Origin of the sequence: Amycolatopsis sp. H20-H5, assembly GCF_035828755.1 — a bacterium.
Taxonomy (GTDB): Bacteria; Actinomycetota; Actinomycetes; order Mycobacteriales; family Pseudonocardiaceae; genus Amycolatopsis.
This window is the reverse complement of record NZ_JAYMZS010000010.1, coordinates 57,082-79,078: the sequence shown is the minus strand read 5'-3', so window position 1 is coordinate 79,078 and position 21,997 is coordinate 57,082. Positions and strand designations below refer to the sequence as shown.

The window sequence follows — 21,997 nt, the reverse complement described above, 5'->3', positions numbered from 1 at the left end:
GTCAGCGTGGCATAGCTGTTTGGGCAGTAAGCGGAGCTGAGGTTGAACAGGTGCGCTTGCGGTGGGCAATCTGTCATCGTGCCACCCGTTCGCCGTCAAGATGAGGTGCTGGCAACCTCAGTGTGAAAGGAACGACTGATGAACGAGATTCTCGACAACGAGGCGTTCGTCGATTCCGAAGACATCATGACCCGGATCATCCAGGAGCAGGACGCGCGGCTGCGTGCGGAGGAACGAGCTTGGGACTGGGCGGATACGAAGGCCGGCTGAGGGTTTCGGGCCAGCACAGCTCCGCCCGACGGAGGAGGTACGCGACGCGATCGAAGTGCTACACCGGTCCCGCACCCGACGTCGTTGTCGGCCCGCCGAGGTCAGGGTGTTGTCCATAGGTGGCGTCCTCGATCGTACGACGCACGTAGTCGTCCATGGTTCTGCTGCCGGTTTTCCACAGGGTCTCCTCAAGACCACCGGCAGGGAAGGCTCTGTTGTTGCCCCAGGAGTTCACTCCACCGCGTACCGCTCCTGTCGCGCCACCGAGCAGCGCGTCCTTCCAGATGTCGCCGCTCTCGCCGTTACCCCTGGCGACCTCGGCGCTTGACTTGGACGCGCCGTTGGCGGCCCCCTTGATCGCATCCTTGGGGGCGTCGTAGAAGACGCACTCCTGCCAGGTCTTTGGCCCGCCGAACGAGGCATTCCACTCGTTGTTCCGGCGCAGGAACTGGAACTGCTCGCCTGGCGTGGTCTGCTCCCTCGCGGCATCGCGGGCGGCGTTATCCCTGATCCAGGCGTTCGCCCGGTCCCTCGCGAGCCCGTGCGCCGCCTCGGCTGACGCGACTTCGTCGTTCGCGTGCGTGGCGTTCCGTTGTGCGTCGGCGAGGCTCTGCCGGGACGTGCTCAGCGAGTTCTCGGCATTACGCAGACCGTCAGTCGCCGCGGTGAATTCCGCGCGAGCATCTGCCAGTTCGCGGACGCTCGCGTCCACCCAAGCCGGGTTTCCGGACGACAGGTATAGACCTTGCCCCGTGTCGGCCGTCCTGATCCGGAGGTCGGCCTTGTCCGCCGCGTTCCGGTAACTCCGCGCGGTTTGCTCGCGTGTCCACAAGTCGTCATCGAGTCGTCGAACGTTTTCATTCGCCTCGCCCTGCCCGGTCAACGCCTTGTCGTAGCGGTTCCGGGTCGCGGAAAGGTCGTCGGCGAGCCGGTGGCTCTCACCACGGTCGCCCTTGAGGCCGAGGTTTCTCGCCTCGTCGTGCGCGTTCTTGGCGTTGGTGAGCAGATCGGTGGCATGGGAGGGCGGCGGAGCGGCAGGCCGCGGCCTCGGCTGCGGGCCGATCTTCTTCACGACGTTCTGTGCCTGTTCGCTCAACGGGACAAAGTGGGGCAGGCCGTCCGCGTCGCGCCTGACGGTGCCCGCTTCGTCGAGGGCCTTCTTGATTCCGCTCTTCTCCAGGCCGCCGACAAGGCCGCCGATGCCACCGCTGATCCCTGCGCTGATGAACAGCTGCGCCGGATCAATCTTCTTGTGCTGGACGCCGGCTGCCACCAGGTTGGCGGTGAGATCGGTGGCGATGTCGCGGACACCTTCGGTCACCATCCGGCCGTAGCCCAAGCTGAACCTTGAGGTCTTCCACGTCAGGTTCGCGAAATTGGTGATCCACGTCCTGGCCTGGACCAGAAAACGGACCAATGCGTTCAGTGCCTCAGCGAGGATCCGCAGCACCCTGGCTCCGGTGGCGATCAAGTAGGCCAGCCACGCCTGTGCCCAGGCGAGGAGCGGCGGGAATATCGCTGCCGCGGCATAGAACGCCAGCATGACGGCGATCTGGATGCTCAGTTCAATGATCAGCTGTTTGACCATCTGGTGAGTTTCCGCGTGTTGCTGCTGTTTGGCCGCCACCGCGGCCGTGGTCTGCGCGACCGCGGCCGCGTCCTGCGCCAACGACGTCGCCTGAGCGGCGAAGGCGTCCGCAGCCGGGCCTTCCCAGCCCCGGAAGCCGAATGCGGTGAGTTCGGCGAGGTGGACGCCGTGGTCGGTCAGGTACGCCGAGATGTCCGCCCAACATTGGGCGTTCTGACTCAGGGCCAAGGGATCGCCGCCAGGGTTCGTGAGGCCGGCGTCGGCCAACGCGCTTGGCGACATCAGGACTCCGCGCGGAACGCGGAGGTGACCGAGCTGGCATTCTCTGCCTCGGTGTCTTCGTAGTCCTTTGCCTGCTTGCTCAGACTGTCCGCGTTCTTCAGCAGGTCCAGGTGCATCTTCTCAAGGCGTTCGAGGGTCTGCTGAACGGTTCGCCGGTACTCGTGCTCGGCTTCCTCGGCATTCGGTGTCTCACCGTAGGCACCGTTGGTGATTTCGGTTTGTTCCCTGAACTTGCCGATCCGCGCCCGCAGTTCGTCCGCGGAAGCCCGGAATTCCTTACTCAAACGCCGAATATGTCCGACGTCCACCGTGACTTGCCCGGCCACCGGTCCTCCTCTTACTGGCCTGCGATTCACCCGACCCTAACCGGCGGCCCATGGTCATATCGGGTTACTTCACGCGATGGCCCAGGACTGATCGAGCAGAATTCACCGGCACGTCACCAATGAGCGGCCGGGTAACAGCCGAGGTGATTACGAAACTCCGCGACCTCTTGCGAAAGATCCAGAACACCGGGTGCGTGTCCCGCGCACCGATCAGCTCGCTCCTTCGTGAACGGTCGCTTGGTGAGTCCGCCACGACGGCCTGCTTCGCCGGAGCGGCACCGAATGACCTGGCTGCTCGGCAGCGCGTCCGCGGTGCTCGCCGGGCTGCTGCCCATTGGTGAGGCCGCCGAACTCACTAATATCGGAATTCTGCTCGCGTTCGTTCTCGTCTGCGTCTCGGTGATCGTCTTGCGTTACCGGCGTCCGGATCTGCCAGGCGGTTTCAAGTGTCCCGGGATGCCGATCGTGCCGCTCGTCGGGATCGGGTTCTCCTTGTGGCTGATCACCTTTCTCGACCCGGCGACCAGGCTGGTCAGCTACTTCGCCTACGGTCGCCGGAAGTCGTTGCTCGTGCGAACACCTATGAAGCAGGATCTCGACGGCACGCGTTAGCCCGAACAAACAGCCAGGTGCCGTCGTCCAGCTTCTTGGCCCAGACCTGCGGGTTCGCCAGCATATCGCCGAAAGGGTGCCGCGGCCGCCAGCGTAGACACCCTCCCTTTCAAATGCTCAGCCGTGATGGTTGATGCCGGAACAGGCTTTGCGTTATGGTCGCTCGGCGTCCGCCACCATCTCCGGCGTGTACACGAAGCGGCGGGTGTGCTCGTCGCAGACAATCCTCCACGGCGTTCGCCACACCGTCCAAGTGGGACGCGATGGCCACGCTGTGTGCCTGAGGTGTCACAAAGGTTCCACGGCGGCACCGGCCGGGCGGCACTCGCACGCGCGGTAGGGAGACTCCGGCCAACCCTGGCTAATCGATCGGGCAGACCGGCAGGTCACCGGTTCTCATCCTGCTGATCACGGGGCAGACTCGTCACTGGAGGACCGCCGCGGGCGGCTGTACCACATGCATGACGTCCGCCTGGAGACACAGACACAGGAGATGCTTGATGGCAGACAATTTCGTATCAGTAACAACGCCGGGAATGCAGCAGGCCGCCGTTCTTTTCGAGAACGCGTCGAGCGAGTCGTCCGGCCACATGAAGTCGATCAACGAGAACCAGGCCCAGCTCATGGCCACCTGGCGGGGCGACGCCTCGGTCAAGTTCGGCCAGGCGATGAACGACTGGGAAAACCAGTTCAGTGTCATCGTCAAAGAGCTGAACCACATGATCGAGACAATGGGTGTGAACGCCAAGGCGTATGCCGAAAACGAACAGACGGCAGAGGGTATCGCGGGCCAGTGGGCCGGCGGCCTGTCCGGCCTCTGACAATTGCAGGTCCACTATTCTTAGTTCGTGACAGGAGAGAGTCTTGGCCAACTATCAGTTCAGCTTCCAGCTGGCGGACATGACACGCGACCACATGGCGACCATCACCATGCGCATGCGCACGATGCTGGAGGAACTCGACGGTAACGTCAACAAGAGTCTGGCGGACTGGACCAGCGACGCGCGCGCCGCGTACCAGGTCAGCAAGCAGAAATGGGACGACGCCGCGCAGAAGATGCCGCAGTCCTTGCAGCGGGCGGAAGTCGCGCTCAACGAGATCTCCAACGGCTACCTTCAGGTCGAGCACACCGGAACGAACATGTGGAACGGCTCAGTTCGCTGACGGAAATGCCGGCGCGGCGCCGGTGCACCTGCGCCGGCGTTGTGTCCGGTTCGACCTTGGCTGCCGGTTCGTCAGTGACCGGCATTGAATTCGGCGACTGAAATCGTATACGGCAAAGGTTGATTTCATCATGAACGGTAGTGAACCGGCAAAAGACACCTCGTCGCAACCGAAGGACCATCCCCATCCCGGTGGTGCCGATAACAGCAAGGTCGTAGACTACTTCGACCACAAGGGTGCTGGTGATGCGAACCTGCCGAAGGGTGACCATCACGAGTTCAAAGGCATCGATGAAGCCGCGTTGCAGCCTGCTGTTCCCGGAGGTTCGGATACTCCGGGTAAGGGCGTGACGACGGTCAGTACCGAGGCGATCAAAACGTTTGCGAACAATATGCAAAGTCTTGTCGTTCCTCTCATGTACGCCGATGAGATGCTGAAGCAGATCAAGGTCGCGCCGGGTGCCCTTCCGGCGAGTTTTGTGCTCAAGGGGAAAGTCGACGGTCTTGTCCCGGCGACGCAGGAGTTTGTCAGTGTCGTCAAAAAGGCATTGGTGGAGGTTGTGAAGACCGCCAATTCCATGGCTTTGCATTACAAGAATGCGGAGGAGTTCAACAAGATGACCGGTAAGGATCTTGGTGAATTCGTCCACAATATTCGTCCTATGATCAATGGACTTGGCAGCGAAGGTAAAAGCGCATAACGACCGCAGGCTGCTGTCGGTGGGTCGGGAGGTGAGAAGGCATGGCTGACGACGACTACAAAAAGATTGACCCGAAGGCACTTGAATCGGGTAGCCCGATGGCTACGGCCGGTTTTACTCAGGAGTCGGACGGCTCGATCTGGCCACCGAAAAGCCTCGCCGACAACACTAGTATCAACGGCTGGGAATGGAAGATGATCCAGGCGGCGATTCTGGGGGCCGCCGCAACTGATAATGGTCCCGGTGGTATTCATGCGTCGGCCAATGAGGCTCGCCAGAAGGCTGTCGCGGACCCGGAAAGCCTCTACAATGCCGCCACCAGTTTGAACTATGTGAAGCAGATCTTGGATATGGTCGCCAAGAGCATCTCCGACCAGTCGAAGGCCCTGGCTGGAGACGACGGCGCATGGAAGGGCGTGGCGGCCACCAACTTCCGAAACATGATGGAGACGCTCTCTCGTCACGTGTTTCAGCGGGCAATCGCAATCAATGGTGACATTGCTGATGTCAGCACCAACAAAAATGCCGACCCGAACAATGTGCCGAATCAGCTGTGGAACAACGGCTATCAGCTCGCCTGGGCGCAAGAACGAATTGTGTTCATTAATCAATGGTATGCGGCCGAGGTTCAACGAGTCAACGGTTCAGGCTCTGTCATGTCGAACAATTTGGTTCGAATCAGTGACAACAAAGAGGCTGTCCAGATGATGACGCAGGACATGGCCACGGTCGCCCGTAACCTCAGCGAGCAGTACCACACCACCGTGGACAAGGTCACCATGCCGGACACCAAGGATTTGGTGGATCTGCCGGACACGCCTGCCGGTGGCAATGGTAATAACGGCGGGCCGAAGTACCCGGACATCCAGCCGCCCAAGTATCCGGATATCCCGCCGCTACCGCCGTGGCCGCAGCCGAAGGGATACCCGCCGCCACCACCCGTGCAGCCGCCGCCGGGTGGGAGTCAGCCGCCGCCGGTTGTGCCGCCGCCGAACATGAAGGTTGCGCCGCCGGGTGGCAATCAGCCGCCGCCGGGGGGAAACAACAACAGCTTGGTGCCGCCGGTTGTGCCGCCGCCGGGTGGCAGCAAGCCGCCGCCGGGACTGAACAACAACAGCTTGGTGCCGCCGGTCGTGCCGCCGCCGGGTGGCAACAAACCGCCGGGGGGAAACAACAGCCTGGTGCCGCCGCCCGTGGTGCCGCCGCCGGGTGGCAACGCCGTGCCGCCGCCCGTGTCGCCGCCGCCCGGTGGCAGCAGCCTGCGACCGCCGGTGCCGCCGCCGGTGTCGCCGCCTCCTGGCGGCAACAAGCCGCCAGGAGGCGCCAAGAGCGTGGTGCCGCCGGGTGGCAGTAACGTGGCGCCGCCGCCGGGTGGTCATGTCTCCCCGCCGCCGGTGCCGCCGCCAGGGAGTAATGAGGTGCCGCCGCCCGGCTCGGGCGGGCCCAAGGACTGGGCGACGAATCCCCAGAATCCGGGAGGCGGCTCCGGTCAGGACAACAAGGGTGCCGCCGCGCCGCCGCCGATGTCGCCGCCGATGGGCGGTGGCGGTGGTGGGAAGGAGGGTGCTGAGCGTCCGGATTCCGCCGGTCTGCTGGGTAACGAGATCGACCCGTGGAAGGGTGGGGGATTGCCGCCGGGCGTTGAGCCGGGTGGGGTGAACACACCGGCGAGTAACCCGGAGTCGTGGGCGACTCAGGTGCCGCCCGGTGGGTCTGGTGGTGCTGGTGCGCCGCCGCCGATGGCACCGCCGATGTCGCCGCCGATGGGTGGTGGCGGTGGCGGTAAGGAGGGTGCCGAGCGTCCGGATTCCGCCGGGTTGCTGGGTAACGAGATCGAGCCGTGGTCGGGTGATGGGCTGCCGCCGGGTGTCGAGCCGGGTGGGGTGAACACACCGGCGAGTAGCCCGGAGTCGTGGGCGACTCAGGTGCCCGCGGGTGGGTCTGGTGCCGCGGTGCCGCCGATGGTGCCCCCGACGTCGCCGCCGATGGGTGGTGGCGGTGGCGGTAAGGAGGGTGCTGAGCGTCCGGACTCCGCCGGGTTGCTGGGTAACGAGAATGACCCGTGGTCGGTCGAGGCGCCTGAGGGTGGTGAGCCAGGCGGTTCTCAGGCCCCGGCCAGCGAACCGGAGTCCTGGGCTGTGCAACAGCCCCGTGCCGCGGTGCCGCCGATGATGCTGCCGCCGACTGGTGGTTGGGACGGCGGCAAGGAGGGTGCCGAGCGTCCGGATTCCGCCGGTCTGCTGGGTGATGAGAGTGAGCCGTGGTCGGCGGGGCCTTCGGAGATCGGGGGGATCGAGGGAACCCAGGCTCTCGTCGGAGACCAGGGCGTCCCGGCCACGACCGCACCCGCGGTTCCCGATGCCGTCGTTGTTCCCGTCGTCGCGGCCGGACCGTCCATTCCGGACTGGAAACCCCGGAGCGTCGCGAACGAATCGCCGCGGCAGGAGGCGCTCGACGACGACGCTGACGACAGGGTGGCCGTGGTCAAGCCTTCCGAGGCCGAGGAGGACACGGCCGCGTGGGACGTCGTGGCCGGGGCCGGTGCGCTCGGTTTCCTGATGCCGCTGGCAACTGGCGGGGCCACCGAAGACGAGCACGAGGCAGGGGCCGCCCCCGACTACGCGCTTCGTGACACCGAGCCGTGGGAGCACGACCGGGGTGGTGAACACGGCGCGCTGGCCGCCTACCGCCGTAAACGCGGTGAGGAGCTGGTCGACGATCCGCCGATGCTGCTGTGCGGTGGGGAGACGGCAGACGAGCCGGCGGACGACGTGGACGAGACGGATCCCGACGTCGAGGAAGAGGAAGAGGAGCGGACCGCGTCGAACCTGCTCAAGCAGTCCGACGACGCCTGGGGCGGAGCAGGACCGGTACCGAGGGGCGTGCTCGAATGAACACCATCACCGTGAAACGGCTCCCCCGCGTGGCCGGGCCGGAGACGCCGGAAGAAGAGGTCCAGCTCGAAGAGCCACCGGTGATGGCGGAGCAGGCGGAACGGAACATCAGCTCGGCGCTGACGTTCCTGCCGATGGGCATCGGCAGCGTCGCCATGGTGCTCATGTTCAGCATGTCGAACGGTTCGCCGATCATGTACATCATGGGCGGTGCCATGGGCTCGTCCATGATCTTCATGAGCGTCGCCCAGGTCGGCAGGGCCGGCGCCGACCGCAAGAAGAAGATGGAGGCCGAGCGGCGCGACTACCTGCGCTACATCACCCAGCTGCGTAAACGGGCGAGGGACACCGCGAACGAGCAGCGCACAGCGGTCGCGTGGCACAACCCGGACCCGGGCTGGCTGTGGTCGATCGCACTGGGCCAACGGCTCTGGGAGCGCAGGGGCACCCACGACGACTTCGGCAGGGCGCGGATCGGGCTGGGCAGCCAGCCCGCCGCGTTGAAGTTCCTGCCGCCGTCGACAAAGCCGATCGAGGACCTCGAGCCGCTCGCCTCGGTGTCCCTGCGCCGGTTCAGTGAGACTTACCGCACGGTCACCGGTATTCCGACCTCGGTCGGGCTGCGCAGCTTCACCAGTGTCGAGCTGGCAGGCGACGCTGACGCCGCGCTCGGGCTGGCCCGCGCGATCGTCGGCCAGCTGGTCACCTTCCACGCCCCGGATGAGCTACACGTCGCGGTCCTCACCCCGGAGGCCGGGATGCCAGAGTGGGACTGGGTGAAGTGGCTGCCGCACAACGCACATCCGACCGTGCGCGACGCGACGGGGCCGGTGCGCATGCTGGCTTCCGAGCACGACGAGCTGATGGACCTGCTCGGTCAGGAAGTCATCGATCGCGGCGATCACGACAAATCCGTGGTGCCAGGTGTCAACGAGCCGTTCATCGTGGTCGTCGCCTACCTCGGGAACGTCCCCGAGCATTCCCGGTTGCACGGTGTCGGGCTGCGCAACGTGGTCCTGCTCGACGTGACCGGCGCGATGACCGGTGGGCCCAAGGTGCTCCGGCTGACCGTGAACGGGTCGACCGTCGAGTTTCCCTCCGGCGATTCGGTCGGCAGTGCCGAGTGCGACCGGCTGAGCCTTGGCCAGGTGGACAACCTCGCCAGGATCCTCGCCCCGAGACGCACCAGCGGCACCGTGGAGGTCCACGACCGTCCACTCGAGAGCGACTTCGAGCTGACCACGTTGCTGGGCATCAAGGACGTCCACACCTTCGAGGTGTCCCAGCAGTGGCGCTCCCGCAACCCCTTGCGTGCCAGGATGTCGGTGCCGATCGGGGTCACGGAGGACGGCGAGGTCATCGAGCTGGACCTCAAGGAGCCCGCGCAGGGCGGCGTCGGCCCGCACGGCATGCTCATCGGTGCCACCGGTTCCGGCAAGAGCGAACTGCTGCGCACCCTGGTCTGCGGGCTCGCCGCGACGCACTCCTCGGAAATCCTCAACCTGGTGCTCGTCGACTTCAAGGGCGGCGCCACGTTCATCGGCATGGAGAAGCTGCCGCACACCTCCGCGGTGATCACCAACCTCGCCGACGAGCTGCCCTTGGTCAGCCGTATGCAGGACGCCATCTCCGGGGAGATGACACGCCGGCAGGAGTTCCTCCGTGCCAGCGGGTACATCTCGCTGTACGAGTATGAGAAGGCTCGGGCAGCGGGAGCGCAGCTCGCGCCGTTCCCGGTCTTGCTGGTGGTCGTCGACGAGTTCTCCGAGCTGCTTTCCAGCAAGCCGGAGTTCATGGACCTGTTCGTCTCGATCGGGCGGCTGGGGCGCAGCCTCGGCGTGCACCTGCTGCTCGCGTCGCAACGACTGGACGAGGGTCGCATCAGCCGGGTGGAGGGACACCTGTCCTACCGCATCGCGCTACGCACGTTCTCCTCGATCGAATCCCGCAGTGTCATCGGTGTCGCCAAAGCGTACGAGCTGCCATCCGAGCCCGGCAACGGCTATCTGAAGCTGGACACCACGACCTTGGTGCGGTTCAAGGGCGCCTACGTCTCCGGGCCGAGTCCGACCACCGCCCCCACGGCCGGGCCGGCGGCGCGGGAGGCGCCGATCGCAGTCGACGTGCTTCCGTTCAGCACCATGGCGAACCCGCTCAAGTATGTGCTTGACGACCTGGATGAGTCCGAAGTGGACGAAAAGGGAAAGGCGCCTGCCGAGAGCGGCGAGAAGGTGGCGAGCCTGGCGGATGTGTTCATCGACCGGCTGGCAGGTTCTGGCCCACCGGCACGTCAGGTGTGGCTGCCGCCGCTGTCGGAGTCGCCGAGCTTGGACAGCCTCCTGCCGAGCGTGCTGCCGGACCCGATCTACGGCATGATCGTGGAAGATCGCAGTGGCTTCGGTCATCTGCGGGTGCCGATCGGCATGGTGGACCGGCCGGAAGAGCAGCTTCGCGAGCTGCTGTTCGCCGACGTGTCCGGAGCGGACGGGCACGTGGCGGTCGTCGGCGCCCCGCAGACCGGCAAGTCGACGTTGCTGCGCACGCTGATGTTGTCGCTGGCGATGACCCATACGCCGGATGAGGTCCAGTTCTACTGCCTGGACTTCGGTGGCGGCGGGATCATGTCCGTGTCCGGTCTGCCGCACGTCGGTTCGGTGTCCACCCGGCTGGAACGTGACCGGGTGGTGCGCACGATCGAGGAACTGCTGCAGATCCTCGAGTCGCGCGAGACCGCGTTCACCGAGCGGGGTATCGAATCCATGCAGGCGTACCGCAGGATGCGCGGGCACGGTGAGATCGTCGACCGGTACGGCGACGTGTTCCTGGTGGTGGACGGCTGGTTCAGCCTCCGGCAGGACTACGACGAGCTGGAGTCCAAGATCAACGAGCTCGCCTCTCGCGGCCTGTCCTATGGGATCCACGTCGTGGTCGGCGCGACTCGGTGGTCGGAGATCCGGCCCTGGCTGCGCGATCTCATCGGCACCCGGTACGAATTGCGGCTCGGCGATTCGATGGAGTCCGAGATCGGTTCGCGCAAGGCCGCCACGGTGCCGCCCCAGCCCGGTCGCGGCCTGACCACCGTCGGCCATCACTTCCTCGCGGCGCTGCCGCGGATGGACGGCAGCGCGGACACCAGCGATCTCACCGCCGCGACCAAGGCCGCTGCGGAGGAGGCGCGGACGTTCTGGCCGGGCCAGCTCGCCCCCGCCGTCCGGATGCTCCCTGCCAAGCTGCCGCTGGCCGAGCTGCCCGCACCGCAAGGCGACCCGCTCCGGTTCTGTCTCGGGCTGGACGAGCAACGGCTCAGCCCGGTGTGGCACGATTTCGCCGCGACGCCGCACCTCCTGGTGTTCGGGGACAACGAGACCGGGAAGACCAACGCGTTGCGGCTGGTGATCGAGTCGGTGACCAAGCGGTACCAGCCGGGCGAGGCGAAGATCCTGCTCGGGGACTCACGACGGGATCTCGACGAAAGCGTGCCGGAGGCGTATCGCACCGGTTACGGCATCACCGCCGACGCGCTCTACGACCTCGCCGGGCGGGCGTCGGTCTCGCTCGGCAAACGGGTTCCGGGGCCGGAGATCGCGCCGGACCGGCTGCGCCGGCGGGACTGGTGGGACGGACCCGAGCTGTTCGTGGTCGTCGACGACTACGACCTGCTCTCCCGTCCTGCCGGGATGGGGTCCACATTGGACCCGCTACTGCCGCTCCTCGCCCATGGTGTCCACATCGGACTGCATGTGATCGTGGCTCGGTCCAGCGCCGGCAGCATGCGGGGGATGATGGACCCGGTCGTCCGGCGGTTGTGGGAGCTGGGCAACCCGGGGTTGTTGTTCTCGTACCCGAAGGAGGAGGGCAAGTTCCTCGGCGAGGCGAAGCCACGCACGCTGCCAGCCGGTCGAGCCCAGCTCGTGACCAGGCGAAGCGTCAAGTTGATCCAGACGGGGTTCGCCCAAACGTCAGCACGGGAACTGGTAGGAGAATCACGATGAGGCGGCTCGCATGACCAGCGCACAGGCGGCCGAAATGAGCCGCATCACCGTCTTCGGCCCGAGTGGCAAGGTCGATCTCGCGGTGCCCTCGTCCACCACGATCTCGAACCTGCTGCCGATGCTCGTGCATCACACGGTCGACGCGACACGCGCGGACCCCGGTGCCTTCGGCGACTCGTCATCCTCGGCCGATGGCAATGGCCCGTCACCCGCCGGCCCGCTCGACAGCGCGGTGCCGGTGCCCGGCGACGCGGGATCCTGGGTCCTGCAACGACTCGGCGAGGATCCGCTGGACCCGGACGGCACGCCGGAAACGCTCGACCTGCTGGAAGGGGAACAGCTCTACCTGCGTCCAGCGGGGAATCCGCTGCCTGAGCTCGACTTCGACGACATAGCCGACGGTATGGCCACCGCCGTGGGCTGGCAGAGCAACCACTGGCAGCCGTGGCACGGGAAAGTCCTGTTCATCTCGCTCGCACTGGCCGCACTGGTCACCGTCTTCACGGTGTTGTTCACCAACAGCTCGGGTGTCGCGGCCACGATCGGCTCCGGGGTGCTCGCCGGGTTGTTCGCCGCGGCGTCCGTGTCGGCCGGACGGTGGCTGGACGACTACTTTCTCGCCGCGCTGCCCGGCGTCGCGGCGTGCTGTTTCGCCGCGACGGCCGGGCTGATCGGAGTCGCGGGCCCCGCGCACGCGCTCGAGCTCAACACCCCGCAGGTGCTCGTCGCCGCCGTGTGCGCGACCGCCGCCGCCGGGTTGTTGCTCGGGGCGCGCTATTCGGTGGCCGGGCACCTGCCCATCGTGCCGTTCGGGGTGGTCGCGGCCGGTGGCATCACCATCATGATCAGCGCGTGGCTGCACGCCGGGATGGAGCTGACCCCGGCGCAGACAGCCGCGACGATGTCCACGGCGTTCTTCCTGCTGATGATCTACGCGCCCAAGCTCGCGATCCGGGCGGCGCGGCTGAGGGGTCCGCAGCTGCCGAAGACGGGGGCGGACCTGAAGATCGACATCGAACCGGCGCCTGCCAAGGACATCGTCGAGCGGACCGGCTTCGCCGACCGGTATCTCAACGTGCTCGTCATGGTGAGTGCGCTGACCTACCTGGTCTCCTTCCCGTTCATGCTCGACCTGCCGGACTGGGTGGGGCTCGTGCTGCCGATGATGTTCACCTTCGGCGTGCTGCTGCGGGCGCGCGCCTTCATCGGGGTGGCACAGCGGCTCGCGGTGACCGTTTCCGGCACGGCCGGGATCATGTACATCGCGATCGACCTGACGGGCGAAGGCGCGTCGGTGTCGCTGCAATGGGCCGTGCTCGTGCTTCTGCTGTGCACCGTCCCGCCGTTGGTGCTCGCCGCGACCAGGGCGTCGACCCGCCGGATGCTGCCGATCTGGGGCCACATCGGCAATATCTCGGATACCTTGACCGCCCTCGCGGTGCTGCCGCTGCTCCTTCAAGCACTCGGCGTCTACGCCTGGGCGCGCGGTCTGGCGGGGTGATCTGATGCAGACACAGAAGGACCGTGTCGACGCTCATGCGTTCCTGATGGGACGCATGAGTTCCGCGCTGACGGTCGGCGACCCCGGCCCGGCGGAACCACCGGACCGCGGCCGCCGCTTCGGATTCTACTTCGGACTCGTGATCGCGTTGCTGGTCGCGATCGGCTTCTGGGTGTACGGCCTGATCGTGCCCGGCGGGAGTACCACGTGGAAGCAACCGGGCACCCTCATTGTCGAAAAGGAGACCGGCAATCGGTACCTGTACCTGAATCAGCTGTTGCGGCCGACGCTGAACCAGCCGTCGGCGATGCTGGCGCTGGGCAAGAGCCCGCGGATCGAAATGGTCTCCAGTGCCTCGATCGCCGGGGTGCCGCACGGCGCGCCGATCGGCATCCCCGGCGCGCCGGACAGCTTGCCTGGCACAGCCGCCCTTGGTCGTTCGTGGTTGCTGTGCCTGAACGACCGCGCAGCGCTTTCCCCGGCGATGAGCATGGTGATCATCGACGGGGCCGCCTTCCCGGCGCCGGTCACGAATGACCGCTACGTGGTGGTCACCGCCGCGACCGGCAGTCAGTACCTGGTGCTCGACGGGCACAAGCACCGGCTGGCAGGACCCCGGGTGCTGGTCGCGCTCGGGGTGCCCGCGATGACGCCGAGCGCCGCGCCGGACGGTTGGCTCAACCAGCTCCCGGACGGTGAACCCCTCGCGGCGGCCGAGATCCCCGACGACGGGCGGCCGGGGCGGGCGGTCGCCGGTACGACGCGCACGGTCGGTCAGACCTTCCGGCAGGAGCTGCCGAACGGCAGCCCGCTGTACTTCGTGCTCCGCACCGACGGGCTCGCACCGATGAGCCGTACCGAGTTCGCGCTGACGTCGGTCGAACACCCGGACCGCGCGCCGGTCGACCTCACCGCACCCGAGATCGACGCTGTGCCCCATTCCGCTGACTCGTCACTGATGACCCGGCTGCCCGACGTGCTCGGAACGTCGATGGCCGCGCCGGCGGGTTCGGCCGGTCCGCAGGTGCCCTGCCTCGTCCAGCAGCCGGTCCAGCAGTTCGTCTCGAGCTATGTGACGCTCGTTCCGGTCAACGAGGCCGGGCCGCCGATGCGGGACACCGTCGGTGCGATGGTGCTGCCGAACTCCGGCATCTTCGCCGCCGAGGTGCCGCTCCCCGTGGGGCAGACGAAGCCGCACCGGTACCTGATCACCGACCGGGGCATCAAGTACCCGGTTCCGGACGACAACTCGGTGAACGCGCTGGGTTACGCCGGTGTGCCACCGACTCCGGTGCCTGCCGACGTACTCGGCGCGCTGCCGACCGGGCCGACGCTGTCCCGCGCCGCCCTCGGCGTCAGCGAGAAAGGATAGCCATGTCTCCGCTAACCAGGATGTCGCTGGCCAGGCGCCGGTCCCGGCACCACTCCCCGATCGACGTGGCGAACTCCACCATCGGCAACGCGATGGTGGTGCACGCCGGGGACAACCTGACCGACGAGGCCATGTCGCTCGCCATGGCCATCGCCCCGGACCCCGACCACGACCTGGTGGTGCTCGACCTGCCCGCCGACTGCCCGATCGCGGTGTGGGAATCGGTCGCGGCGTGCCTGCCGCGCGGGCGGCGCGGTGTCCGCCTGGTGGTGGGCGGCCGGTCGCGGGAAGCGACCGCGCTGGCCGGACAATGGCTCTCGCAACGGATCGGACGGCCGGTCATCGCACCGGACGGCGTGGTGCTGCGTGGCGCGAGCGGCTCCCTGTTCGTCCACTCCGGACGGGACACCGGCTGGGTCCGTTTCCAACCCGGTCAGCCGCCACTCTGGGAGGCGAAGAGGTTTCCGCGTCCGCCCTGGGAAGCCAAGGCCTTCGTGGAGCAGTCGCAGACCAGCTCCACCGGTGCCGCGGAGCCGGTGCCCGGCGGGATCTGGCTCCGGCCTGCCGGCCACGACATGCGGCTGTCCGCCGCCCGCCGCCGCCTGATCGGCGAGATGCCCAGCAGGCCTGAGGGGCCGACGATCGTGCTCGGCTGCCCCGGTACCCCGGCCATCACGCTGGACGATGTCCTGCGCTTCTGTGTCACGGTGCCGGCGGACCTGCTGGGAACCGCCCGCTTCGTCCACTATGGACCTGTGCAGGTGCCTGCCAAGGCCACCCTCGGCCAGGCGCTCGCGGATGGACTGCGGCGCGAGGTGGTCTGCTACACCGGTATGCCGATCGGCCCGCTGCGGGACCCCGACGTGCTCACCGTGCGTGGAGACGGTTCGCTCGGCTGGAGCACCTTCGCCACCAGAATCGCCTATCAGCCCCAGCAGAACGGTGACGAGGCCCCGCCGATCATCCACGGGTACCGGCGGCCGATCGCCGACATCCCCGAGCTGTCGCCCGGCGTGTTCTGGTACGCGCCCGACGCCGTCATCGAAGTGATCCAGGCCGGTCTGTGGGTTCGGCAGCCGGACCACATCGCCAACGCCGCCGTGGTGCGCGCGGCGCCGGTGGACGCGAACCAGAACATCCTGGTGTTCGACGCCGCGACCCAGGAGCACGCGTCGAGGATGCAGACGCTGGCCGAGGACGTGCGCCGCCGGCTCGATCCGCCGACCGGCCGGGCCAGCATCCTGGTGCCGACGACCGCGATGGCGCGTCCCCGGGTCCAGGTCACCGGGCGCGCTCTCGCCGCGCTGGAGGCGGCCTCGATTGTTGTCGAGGCCGCCGCCGAGCGGACCGTGGCCGCGCCGTTCCCGACCTCGAAGCCGCAGCTCCCGCCCGCTGAACGTGCCGTTTCCATTTCCGCCCGGCTGGACTCCGGCGGGCCGGTGGTGCAGGCCCCGGCTCCGCCGGCCGAGGTGCCCGCTTCGGCCGCGCTGGTTTCCCCGGTCGGCGAGGAGAGCACCGTCGAAGCTCCAGTCGTCGAGCCGAACACCCCTGCCGTCGCGGCGACCGTCCCGTCGGCGCCGGTCGTCCCCTACTCGCCGGTCTCGATGCGTTTGGAGAGCGCGCCGTCGGAGCCCCCAGCGCCGTCGGGACCCCCAGCGCCGTCGAAACTCCCAGCGTCGGCCGACACACCCGGCGTCACCATCCCCGGTATCCCCGCGGCAGCGGCGAAGCCTCCATCCGCGGCATCCGCCCCCGCCGCGCCCAAGGCGCCTGCGCCGAGCACCATCCCGGGTACCGACGCGAAACGCCAGCCCACACCGGAATCCGCCGCGGTCGCGCTACTGCCCGCCAAGGGCATCGACGAGGAACGCGCGTGGCTGCGCAAGAATCTCGGCTCTCAGTTCGGCGTGCAGGCCAACACGATCGCGCGGGTGCTCTCGGAGCACCCAGGCTTCCAGGGGGCGATGACCAACTCCTCTCCTGACGTTCTCACCGAGGCGGTGGCCGTCCGGCTTTACCTCACCGAGCGGGGCGCGGAGGTCGACAAGGCACTGCGTGCCGCGACGGTCGGGCCGCACGTGCCGTTCGCGCGGTGCGTTGTCGCCGGGTTGCGGCGGCTGCCTTCGCACCGCGGCGCCACCGTCTTTTCCATGACACCGACGGATTCGCAATGGGAGCTGTACCGCGGCCGCAAGATGTTCACCGAGTGGGGTTTCGTCAACGCGCTCACCCAGCCGTGCGCCGGTCAGGAAGGCGATGCCGACGTGCTGGTGTGGTCGATGACCGCGCGGCGGACCAAGCTGCTCGAGCCGGACAACGAGCCGACCGAAGACCGGGTGCTGTTCATGCCGGGAACCAGTTTCAAGGTGCTCGGCATGTCCGACCCGGAACCAGGCGCACGCGGGCAGATCCTGCTGCGGGAGCTCGCGGCCAGTGAGATCGACGAAGACGGCACTGTGGACGCCAGCCGGGTCTCGCTCGACGGGCTCGCGACCGAATCGCTGCGGCGTTGCGTGGAACGGTGGTCGGACGGCAAGACGAGGCGGCGGATTCCGGAGTCGTCGATGAACCGGTTCCAGGCGCTTCCTGGCCTGGCTTAGGGAGGTGCGACAGTGGTAAAGCGGCAGATGATCGTGGTCGGCAGTGACCGGCCAGGCGCGTTCCCCTCGATCGGCGCGGCGATAGCGCACGCGTCGAGCGAGGCGATGATCAGCATTCTGCCCGGCCGCTACGAGGAGAACCTCGTCCTGGACCGGATGGTGGTGCTGACCGCGGAGGAGGGGCCGGGCACCGTCGAGATCCACGCCCGGTCGGGCAGCGTCCTGGTCTGTGACACGGAGGCCGTACAGCTCAACGGTCTTGTGCTGAGTTGCGACGACGACAAGCTCGCCACTGTGGACGTGCCGCGTGGCGAGGTGGCCATGGACTCCTGCCAGGTTCGCGGCGCGTCCTGGACGACCCTGCTGACGCGGGCGCAGGGCTCGGTCGTGCTGCGGAACTGCGTCGTCAGCAGCACCGGCGGTGCGGGTCTGGTGGTCTTGTCGCCGGTGCCGAGCGCGGTCGAGGACACCGAAGTGAGTGGGCTCGAATCGTCCGGGGTGGTCGTTACCGAGCAGGGCTCCCTGGTGCTGCGCCGCAGTAGGATCCAGCAGGCCAAGGGCAACGGAATCTGCGTCAACGGCGATGGCCGCGCGGTGATCGAGCGCTGCACCATCATCGGTGCCGAGAAGCCGGCGATGGTCGTCGAGCAACGGGCCACGGCGAGCATCACCGGGCTCACCGTGCGCGACAGCGGGAATCTCGACCTCTACGTGTTGAGCACCGGCACAGTGTCTATTGTAGACTCAATATTCACCGGGGCTACGCATCAGGCTGCGCACATCGCGGGTGGCTCGGCGCCGGAGCTGCGCGGCTGTACTTTCGGCCAAGCCGGCCGTAACGCGGTTCAGGTCACCGGGAAGTCGACCCCGATGTTCAGCGGCTGCACCATCGTCGACTCGCCAGTGGGCATCCTCGTCGACGACGGCAGCGCGCCGCGCTTCGTCTCGACCGCGGTGCGAGGGACCACCGACTGCGCCGTGCAGGTCACGTCCACTTCGGACGTCCGGTTCAACGGGCTGCGCGTGCACACCGACCGCGGCCGGGCCGTGGTACTGGAAGGACGCAGCAAACTCGAGCTGAACGACGTCGCCATCGAAGCCGCCGACGCGGCCGTCACTGTGTCCGGCGCCGGGCAACTGACCGTGTCCGACGCTCAGTTCGCTTCGGGCGCCGCGATCGCGATGCTGCTCGACGACGGCGCGCAAGCCAAGTTCGTGTCCGCGCTGATCCGGGGCGGCGGGTTGCGTGCCGGGTCGAACTCCGAGGTGTCGTTGCGGGACAGCGAGTTCGCCGACTGCGCCGCGGACGGCATCCAGGTGGTCGCCGGCGGGTCCGTCGTCGCGGAAAACTGCCGGGTGCGCGGCTCCGGCCGCAATGGGGTCAACGTCGAACCCGGCGCGCGCGCCTCGCTGACCAGTTGTGAAATCGCCGGCAGCGTCGCTGACGGGGTCCGGGTGGACACCGAGGAACCGGTGCGGCTGACGCACTGCGTGGTCACCGACAGCGGCGGCGTGGCGGTGAACCGGCAGATCGAGCACGATCGCCTGTCGATCGAGGATCTGGTGACCGACGGTGAGGCAGGTCAGCGGCCGTCCGGGCCGTCCGGGCCGTCCGAGATGGACACGGGAGCGCTCGGTGCGGCGGCGAGCGGTGGCGCGGGCGGTTTCGAGCTGGACGGTCCGCTCGCCGAACTGGACGGCCTCATCGGGTTGGAGGGGGTGAAGAAGGAGGTCCTCGGCCTCATCAACCTGATCAAGATGACGCAGTTGCGGCAGCAGATGGGCCTGCCGATGCCGCCGATGAGCCGCCACCTCGTGTTCGCCGGGCCGCCGGGTACCGGTAAGACCACCGTGGCCAGGCTTTACGGCTCCGTGCTCGCCGAACTCGGCATCCTGTCCAAGGGACACATGATCGAGGTGGCCAGGGCGGATCTGGTCGGCCAGTACATCGGCTCCACGGCGATCAAGACCACCGAGATCGTCACGAAGGCGCTCGGCGGCGTCCTGTTCATCGACGAGGCGTACACCCTCACCAGCCAGAAGGGCATCAACGGGCCGGACTTCGGTCAGGAGGCCGTCGACGCGCTGATGAAGATGATGGAGGACCACCGCGACGAGGTCGTGGTCATCGTCGCCGGGTATTCGGAATTGATGGAGGAGTTCCTCAGCTCCAACCCTGGTGTGGCGTCGAGGTTCACCAAGACCGTCGAGTTCCCCAACTACAGCGTCGACGAGCTGGTGACCATCACCACCAACCTGTGCCGCAAGCACTACTACGAGCTGACCGACGGGGCGATCGGCGCGCTCACCGAGTACTTCGAGCGGGTGCCGAAGAACGCGACCTTCGGTAACGGCCGGGTGGCGCGAAAGCTGTTCGAGGCGATGGTGAGCAACCAGGCGTCGCGACTGGCGCTGGCGCCCCCTGCCAAGGACACCGAGTTGAACCGGCTGACCGACGCGGATCTGGGCGGCGAACTCGCCATCATCGAGAAGCAGGCGGCGAAGGTCGATGCCGCACCGGACGCCGGTGTGGACCCGGCCGCCGCGTTGAAGGTCAGTCTCGGGTGGCGCCGGCTTTACCAGCTGACCGGGGTCACCGACCTGCGCGAAGCCGTTGGCATGCACCTGTTGCGCCTGTGTGAAGCGAAGGAGCGTCGCACGCCGGTGGGGCGCGCGGCCAGCGTGGTGCTCGGCGGGCCGGTGGACAGTGGCCGGGGCGAGGTGGCCAGGCTGTACACGCAGTGCCTCGCCGAGCTGGGCCTGATCACCATCGGGCAGGCCGTGCGCCTGTCGATGTCGGCTGAGCTGCACGCGCATTGGCCAGGACAAGCGACCGCGCTGGTCGCGAACGCTTTCGAGGAAGCGGGCGGGGGCGTTCTCGTCGTCGACGTCGCGGACTCGGTGACCGGGCACGGCGACTCGCCGGTGGAGGTCGCCCAGGCGCTGGTAGCGCGGATGCGGGAGCACGCGGGGACGGTCGTCGTGGTCCTGATCGGCGAGCGGTCGCATTTGAACACGCTGTTCGGGCTGGTGCCCGCGCTGCGTGAGTGGTTCGGCGCGAACTGGGACATCGAGGAATACGGGGTCGCCGAGCTGACCGAGATCGCCGTGCGGCGCTTGTGCGAGCGAGGGCACCAGGTGCCGGACGATGTGCGCGCGGCGATCAGCGAACAGCTCGCGGAGTCGGGGATCCGCTCGGTGCGGACCGCGCACCGGCTCGCAGATCGGCTTGCCGCCACCGCGGCATCCCGCACTCTGGCGTCCGCGGACCTGCGCGGAGTGACGCAACGGGTGACGAGTGAGGGCTTGGCCACGGTCGGTTGAGGGAGGTTTGGCTAGAGCTGGCAGGCCGCCTTACCCCATCCGCGCCGCGGCACTGGCATTGAACCCCGGCCTCAGCTGAGCTGGAGGAGCCACACCTACGACAAGGAGCCGTCATCGTGTCTGTGAACTACGAGGAGCAGCTGGAACAGTCCATTGCACAGTACCGCGAGCAGCAGGCTGGGCTGGTCGAGTTTCAACGCGCTCTCGGCAACATCTCTTGCAGCGCTACCGCACCGCGTCAGGTGGTCACCGTCAGTGTCGGCTGCCAGGGCGAGGTCACGAGCCTGAGGTTCCCCACCGACGCCTACAAGCGGATGGTCCCGGCGGAACTGTCGGAGGTGATTCTCGCGACGATCAACGAGGCACGGGCCCAGGCCATGGATGAGTACGCCGAGTTGCTGTCGCCACTGTTGCCGGAGGGGATCAACGCCAAGGACATCGTCACGGGAAAGGCAGACCTGGGGGCAATGCTGCCCGCCGATCCGTTCACCGGGACGGACACGCCGGTCACCAGGACTTTCCAGTGATTACTCGTAAGTGGAATGCGAGGTCGCGATGAGCGAACCGTTTTGGGTGGACAGTGATCGCCTGGCAGACGGCGGGCGGGAGTTCGACGAGCAGGCCAAGCAGGTGCACCGGGTCTACAACTCGGTGGCCGACCTCTCGATCTTTGACGGCTCGTGGGGCGATGACGACGCGGGTAACCAGTTCGAGAAGACCTATCAGGACACGAAGAAGACTTTCGTGGACGGTGTGCTCCAGGTCGCCGCCCAGTTCGACGGCACCTCTCGTGGTTTGGTGGACCTGTCGCGTTTCGCCGGGGACGCCGAGCAAAACCATGTTCAGCTCACTGAACAGCTTCGGGACCAGCAGGCAACCGATGGTAGCGGTATTCAGGACAAGTCGACATCGGATGGGCAGTCTCTCAACCCGACGAAGGTTAATATTTCCGTTCGCTCTGAGCAGCCTGTTCCAAATACGGCTCGCCTTAAGCCTTCGACTATCTATTCGAAGTCCGAGAAGCTTGATCCGGATGTAGTTCCACTCAAGCCAACGCAAAGCACCGTTTTTGTTCGCTCGGAGAAGCCGCAAACGGAACTGAAGCACATGATGGCTGTCCGGGGAAAACTACTCGACCCTATTATTGAGTCCGAGGATGCGTCGTTCCCGCCGAAAGCAAAAAAGCCATCGCCGAGTTTGCCGATAGTCGACAGAGGTGTGCCGCCGATTTCCTCCGCGCCCGGCGATGTCCCGTTTCGGAAGTATGAGCTGAGCGACGCTGAAGACACGACCGGCGAGGTCACGGATTTGACGTAGGGCGGAGCAGGCAGCGGCTGGTTTGAGTATGCCGCAGGTTGTCGAGTGGGTGTGA

14 protein-coding genes and 1 pseudogene are annotated in these 21,997 nt (G+C 66.9%); 13 read left to right on the top strand and 2 right to left on the bottom strand.

Annotated features, from left to right (window positions below; genetic code table 11):
* Window positions 1–138 precede the first annotated feature (138 nt).
* Entirely contained in the window at window positions 139–270 is a 132-nt protein-coding gene (locus QMK34_RS08015; protein WP_326413050.1) for a hypothetical protein, read from the top strand.
* 58 nt (window positions 271–328) lie between these two features.
* Here the strand turns inward: QMK34_RS08015 and QMK34_RS08010 are convergent, their stop codons facing one another.
* Window positions 329–1,897, bottom strand: coding sequence for a hypothetical protein (locus tag QMK34_RS08010; protein ID WP_326413049.1), 1,569 nt, complete (start codon window positions 1,895–1,897; stop codon window positions 329–331).
* 242 nt (window positions 1,898–2,139) lie between these two features.
* Window positions 2,140–2,466 (bottom strand): type VII secretion target, encoded by a 327-nt coding sequence (locus QMK34_RS08005; protein ID WP_326413048.1) that lies wholly within the window; start codon window positions 2,464–2,466, stop codon window positions 2,140–2,142.
* A gap of 279 nt (window positions 2,467–2,745) precedes the next feature.
* On the opposite strand from QMK34_RS08005, the pseudogene QMK34_RS08000 reads away from it, so the two are divergent.
* From QMK34_RS08000 to QMK34_RS07945, 12 genes and pseudogenes are all read left to right on the top strand, one after another.
* Window positions 2,746–3,078 (top strand): annotated as a pseudogene (locus tag QMK34_RS08000) (amino acid permease); the annotation flags it as partial.
* 500 nt (window positions 3,079–3,578) lie between these two features.
* Window positions 3,579–3,899 carry a WXG100 family type VII secretion target gene (locus tag QMK34_RS07995; protein ID WP_326413047.1) on the top strand — a complete coding sequence of 107 codons (321 nt, stop codon included), beginning with the start codon at window positions 3,579–3,581 and terminating at the stop codon, window positions 3,897–3,899.
* 43 nt (window positions 3,900–3,942) lie between these two features.
* Window positions 3,943–4,242 carry a WXG100 family type VII secretion target gene (locus tag QMK34_RS07990; protein ID WP_326413046.1) on the top strand — a complete coding sequence of 100 codons (300 nt, stop codon included), beginning with the start codon at window positions 3,943–3,945 and terminating at the stop codon, window positions 4,240–4,242.
* Between the two features lie 130 nt (window positions 4,243–4,372).
* Window positions 4,373–4,942 carry a hypothetical protein gene (locus QMK34_RS07985; RefSeq protein WP_326413045.1) on the top strand — a complete coding sequence of 190 codons (570 nt, stop codon included), beginning with the start codon at window positions 4,373–4,375 and terminating at the stop codon, window positions 4,940–4,942.
* Between the two features lie 41 nt (window positions 4,943–4,983).
* Window positions 4,984–7,836: a hypothetical protein gene (locus tag QMK34_RS07980; RefSeq protein ID WP_326413044.1), complete on the top strand. Its 2,853-nt coding sequence runs from the start codon at window positions 4,984–4,986 to the stop codon at window positions 7,834–7,836.
* A complete protein-coding gene (eccCa, locus tag QMK34_RS07975) occupies window positions 7,833–11,828 on the top strand; it encodes a type VII secretion protein EccCa (RefSeq protein WP_326413043.1) in 3,996 nt (1,331 codons plus the stop codon). The genes QMK34_RS07980 and eccCa overlap by 4 nt, the downstream gene beginning before the upstream one ends.
* A 10-nt stretch (window positions 11,829–11,838) precedes the next feature.
* On the top strand, window positions 11,839–13,329 hold the full coding sequence (eccD, locus tag QMK34_RS07970) for a type VII secretion integral membrane protein EccD (protein WP_326413042.1): 1,491 nt from the start codon (window positions 11,839–11,841) through the stop codon (window positions 13,327–13,329).
* A gap of 4 nt (window positions 13,330–13,333) precedes the next feature.
* Window positions 13,334–14,701, top strand: coding sequence for a type VII secretion protein EccB (gene eccB, locus QMK34_RS07965; protein WP_326413041.1), 1,368 nt, complete (start codon window positions 13,334–13,336; stop codon window positions 14,699–14,701).
* Window positions 14,702–14,703: 2 nt separating this feature from the next.
* Window positions 14,704–17,301: a hypothetical protein gene (locus tag QMK34_RS07960; RefSeq protein WP_326413040.1), complete on the top strand. Its 2,598-nt coding sequence runs from the start codon at window positions 14,704–14,706 to the stop codon at window positions 17,299–17,301.
* 12 nt (window positions 17,302–17,313) lie between these two features.
* Window positions 17,314–20,625 carry a right-handed parallel beta-helix repeat-containing protein gene (locus tag QMK34_RS07955; protein ID WP_326413039.1) on the top strand — a complete coding sequence of 1,104 codons (3,312 nt, stop codon included), beginning with the start codon at window positions 17,314–17,316 and terminating at the stop codon, window positions 20,623–20,625.
* A 122-nt stretch (window positions 20,626–20,747) separates the two neighbouring features.
* Window positions 20,748–21,152, top strand: coding sequence for a YbaB/EbfC family nucleoid-associated protein (locus QMK34_RS07950; protein WP_326413038.1), 405 nt, complete (start codon window positions 20,748–20,750; stop codon window positions 21,150–21,152).
* Between the two features lie 28 nt (window positions 21,153–21,180).
* Window positions 21,181–21,942, top strand: a complete 762-nt coding sequence (locus tag QMK34_RS07945) for a hypothetical protein (protein ID WP_326413037.1) — start codon at window positions 21,181–21,183, stop codon at window positions 21,940–21,942.
* The last annotated feature ends 55 nt before the right edge of the window (window positions 21,943–21,997 follow it).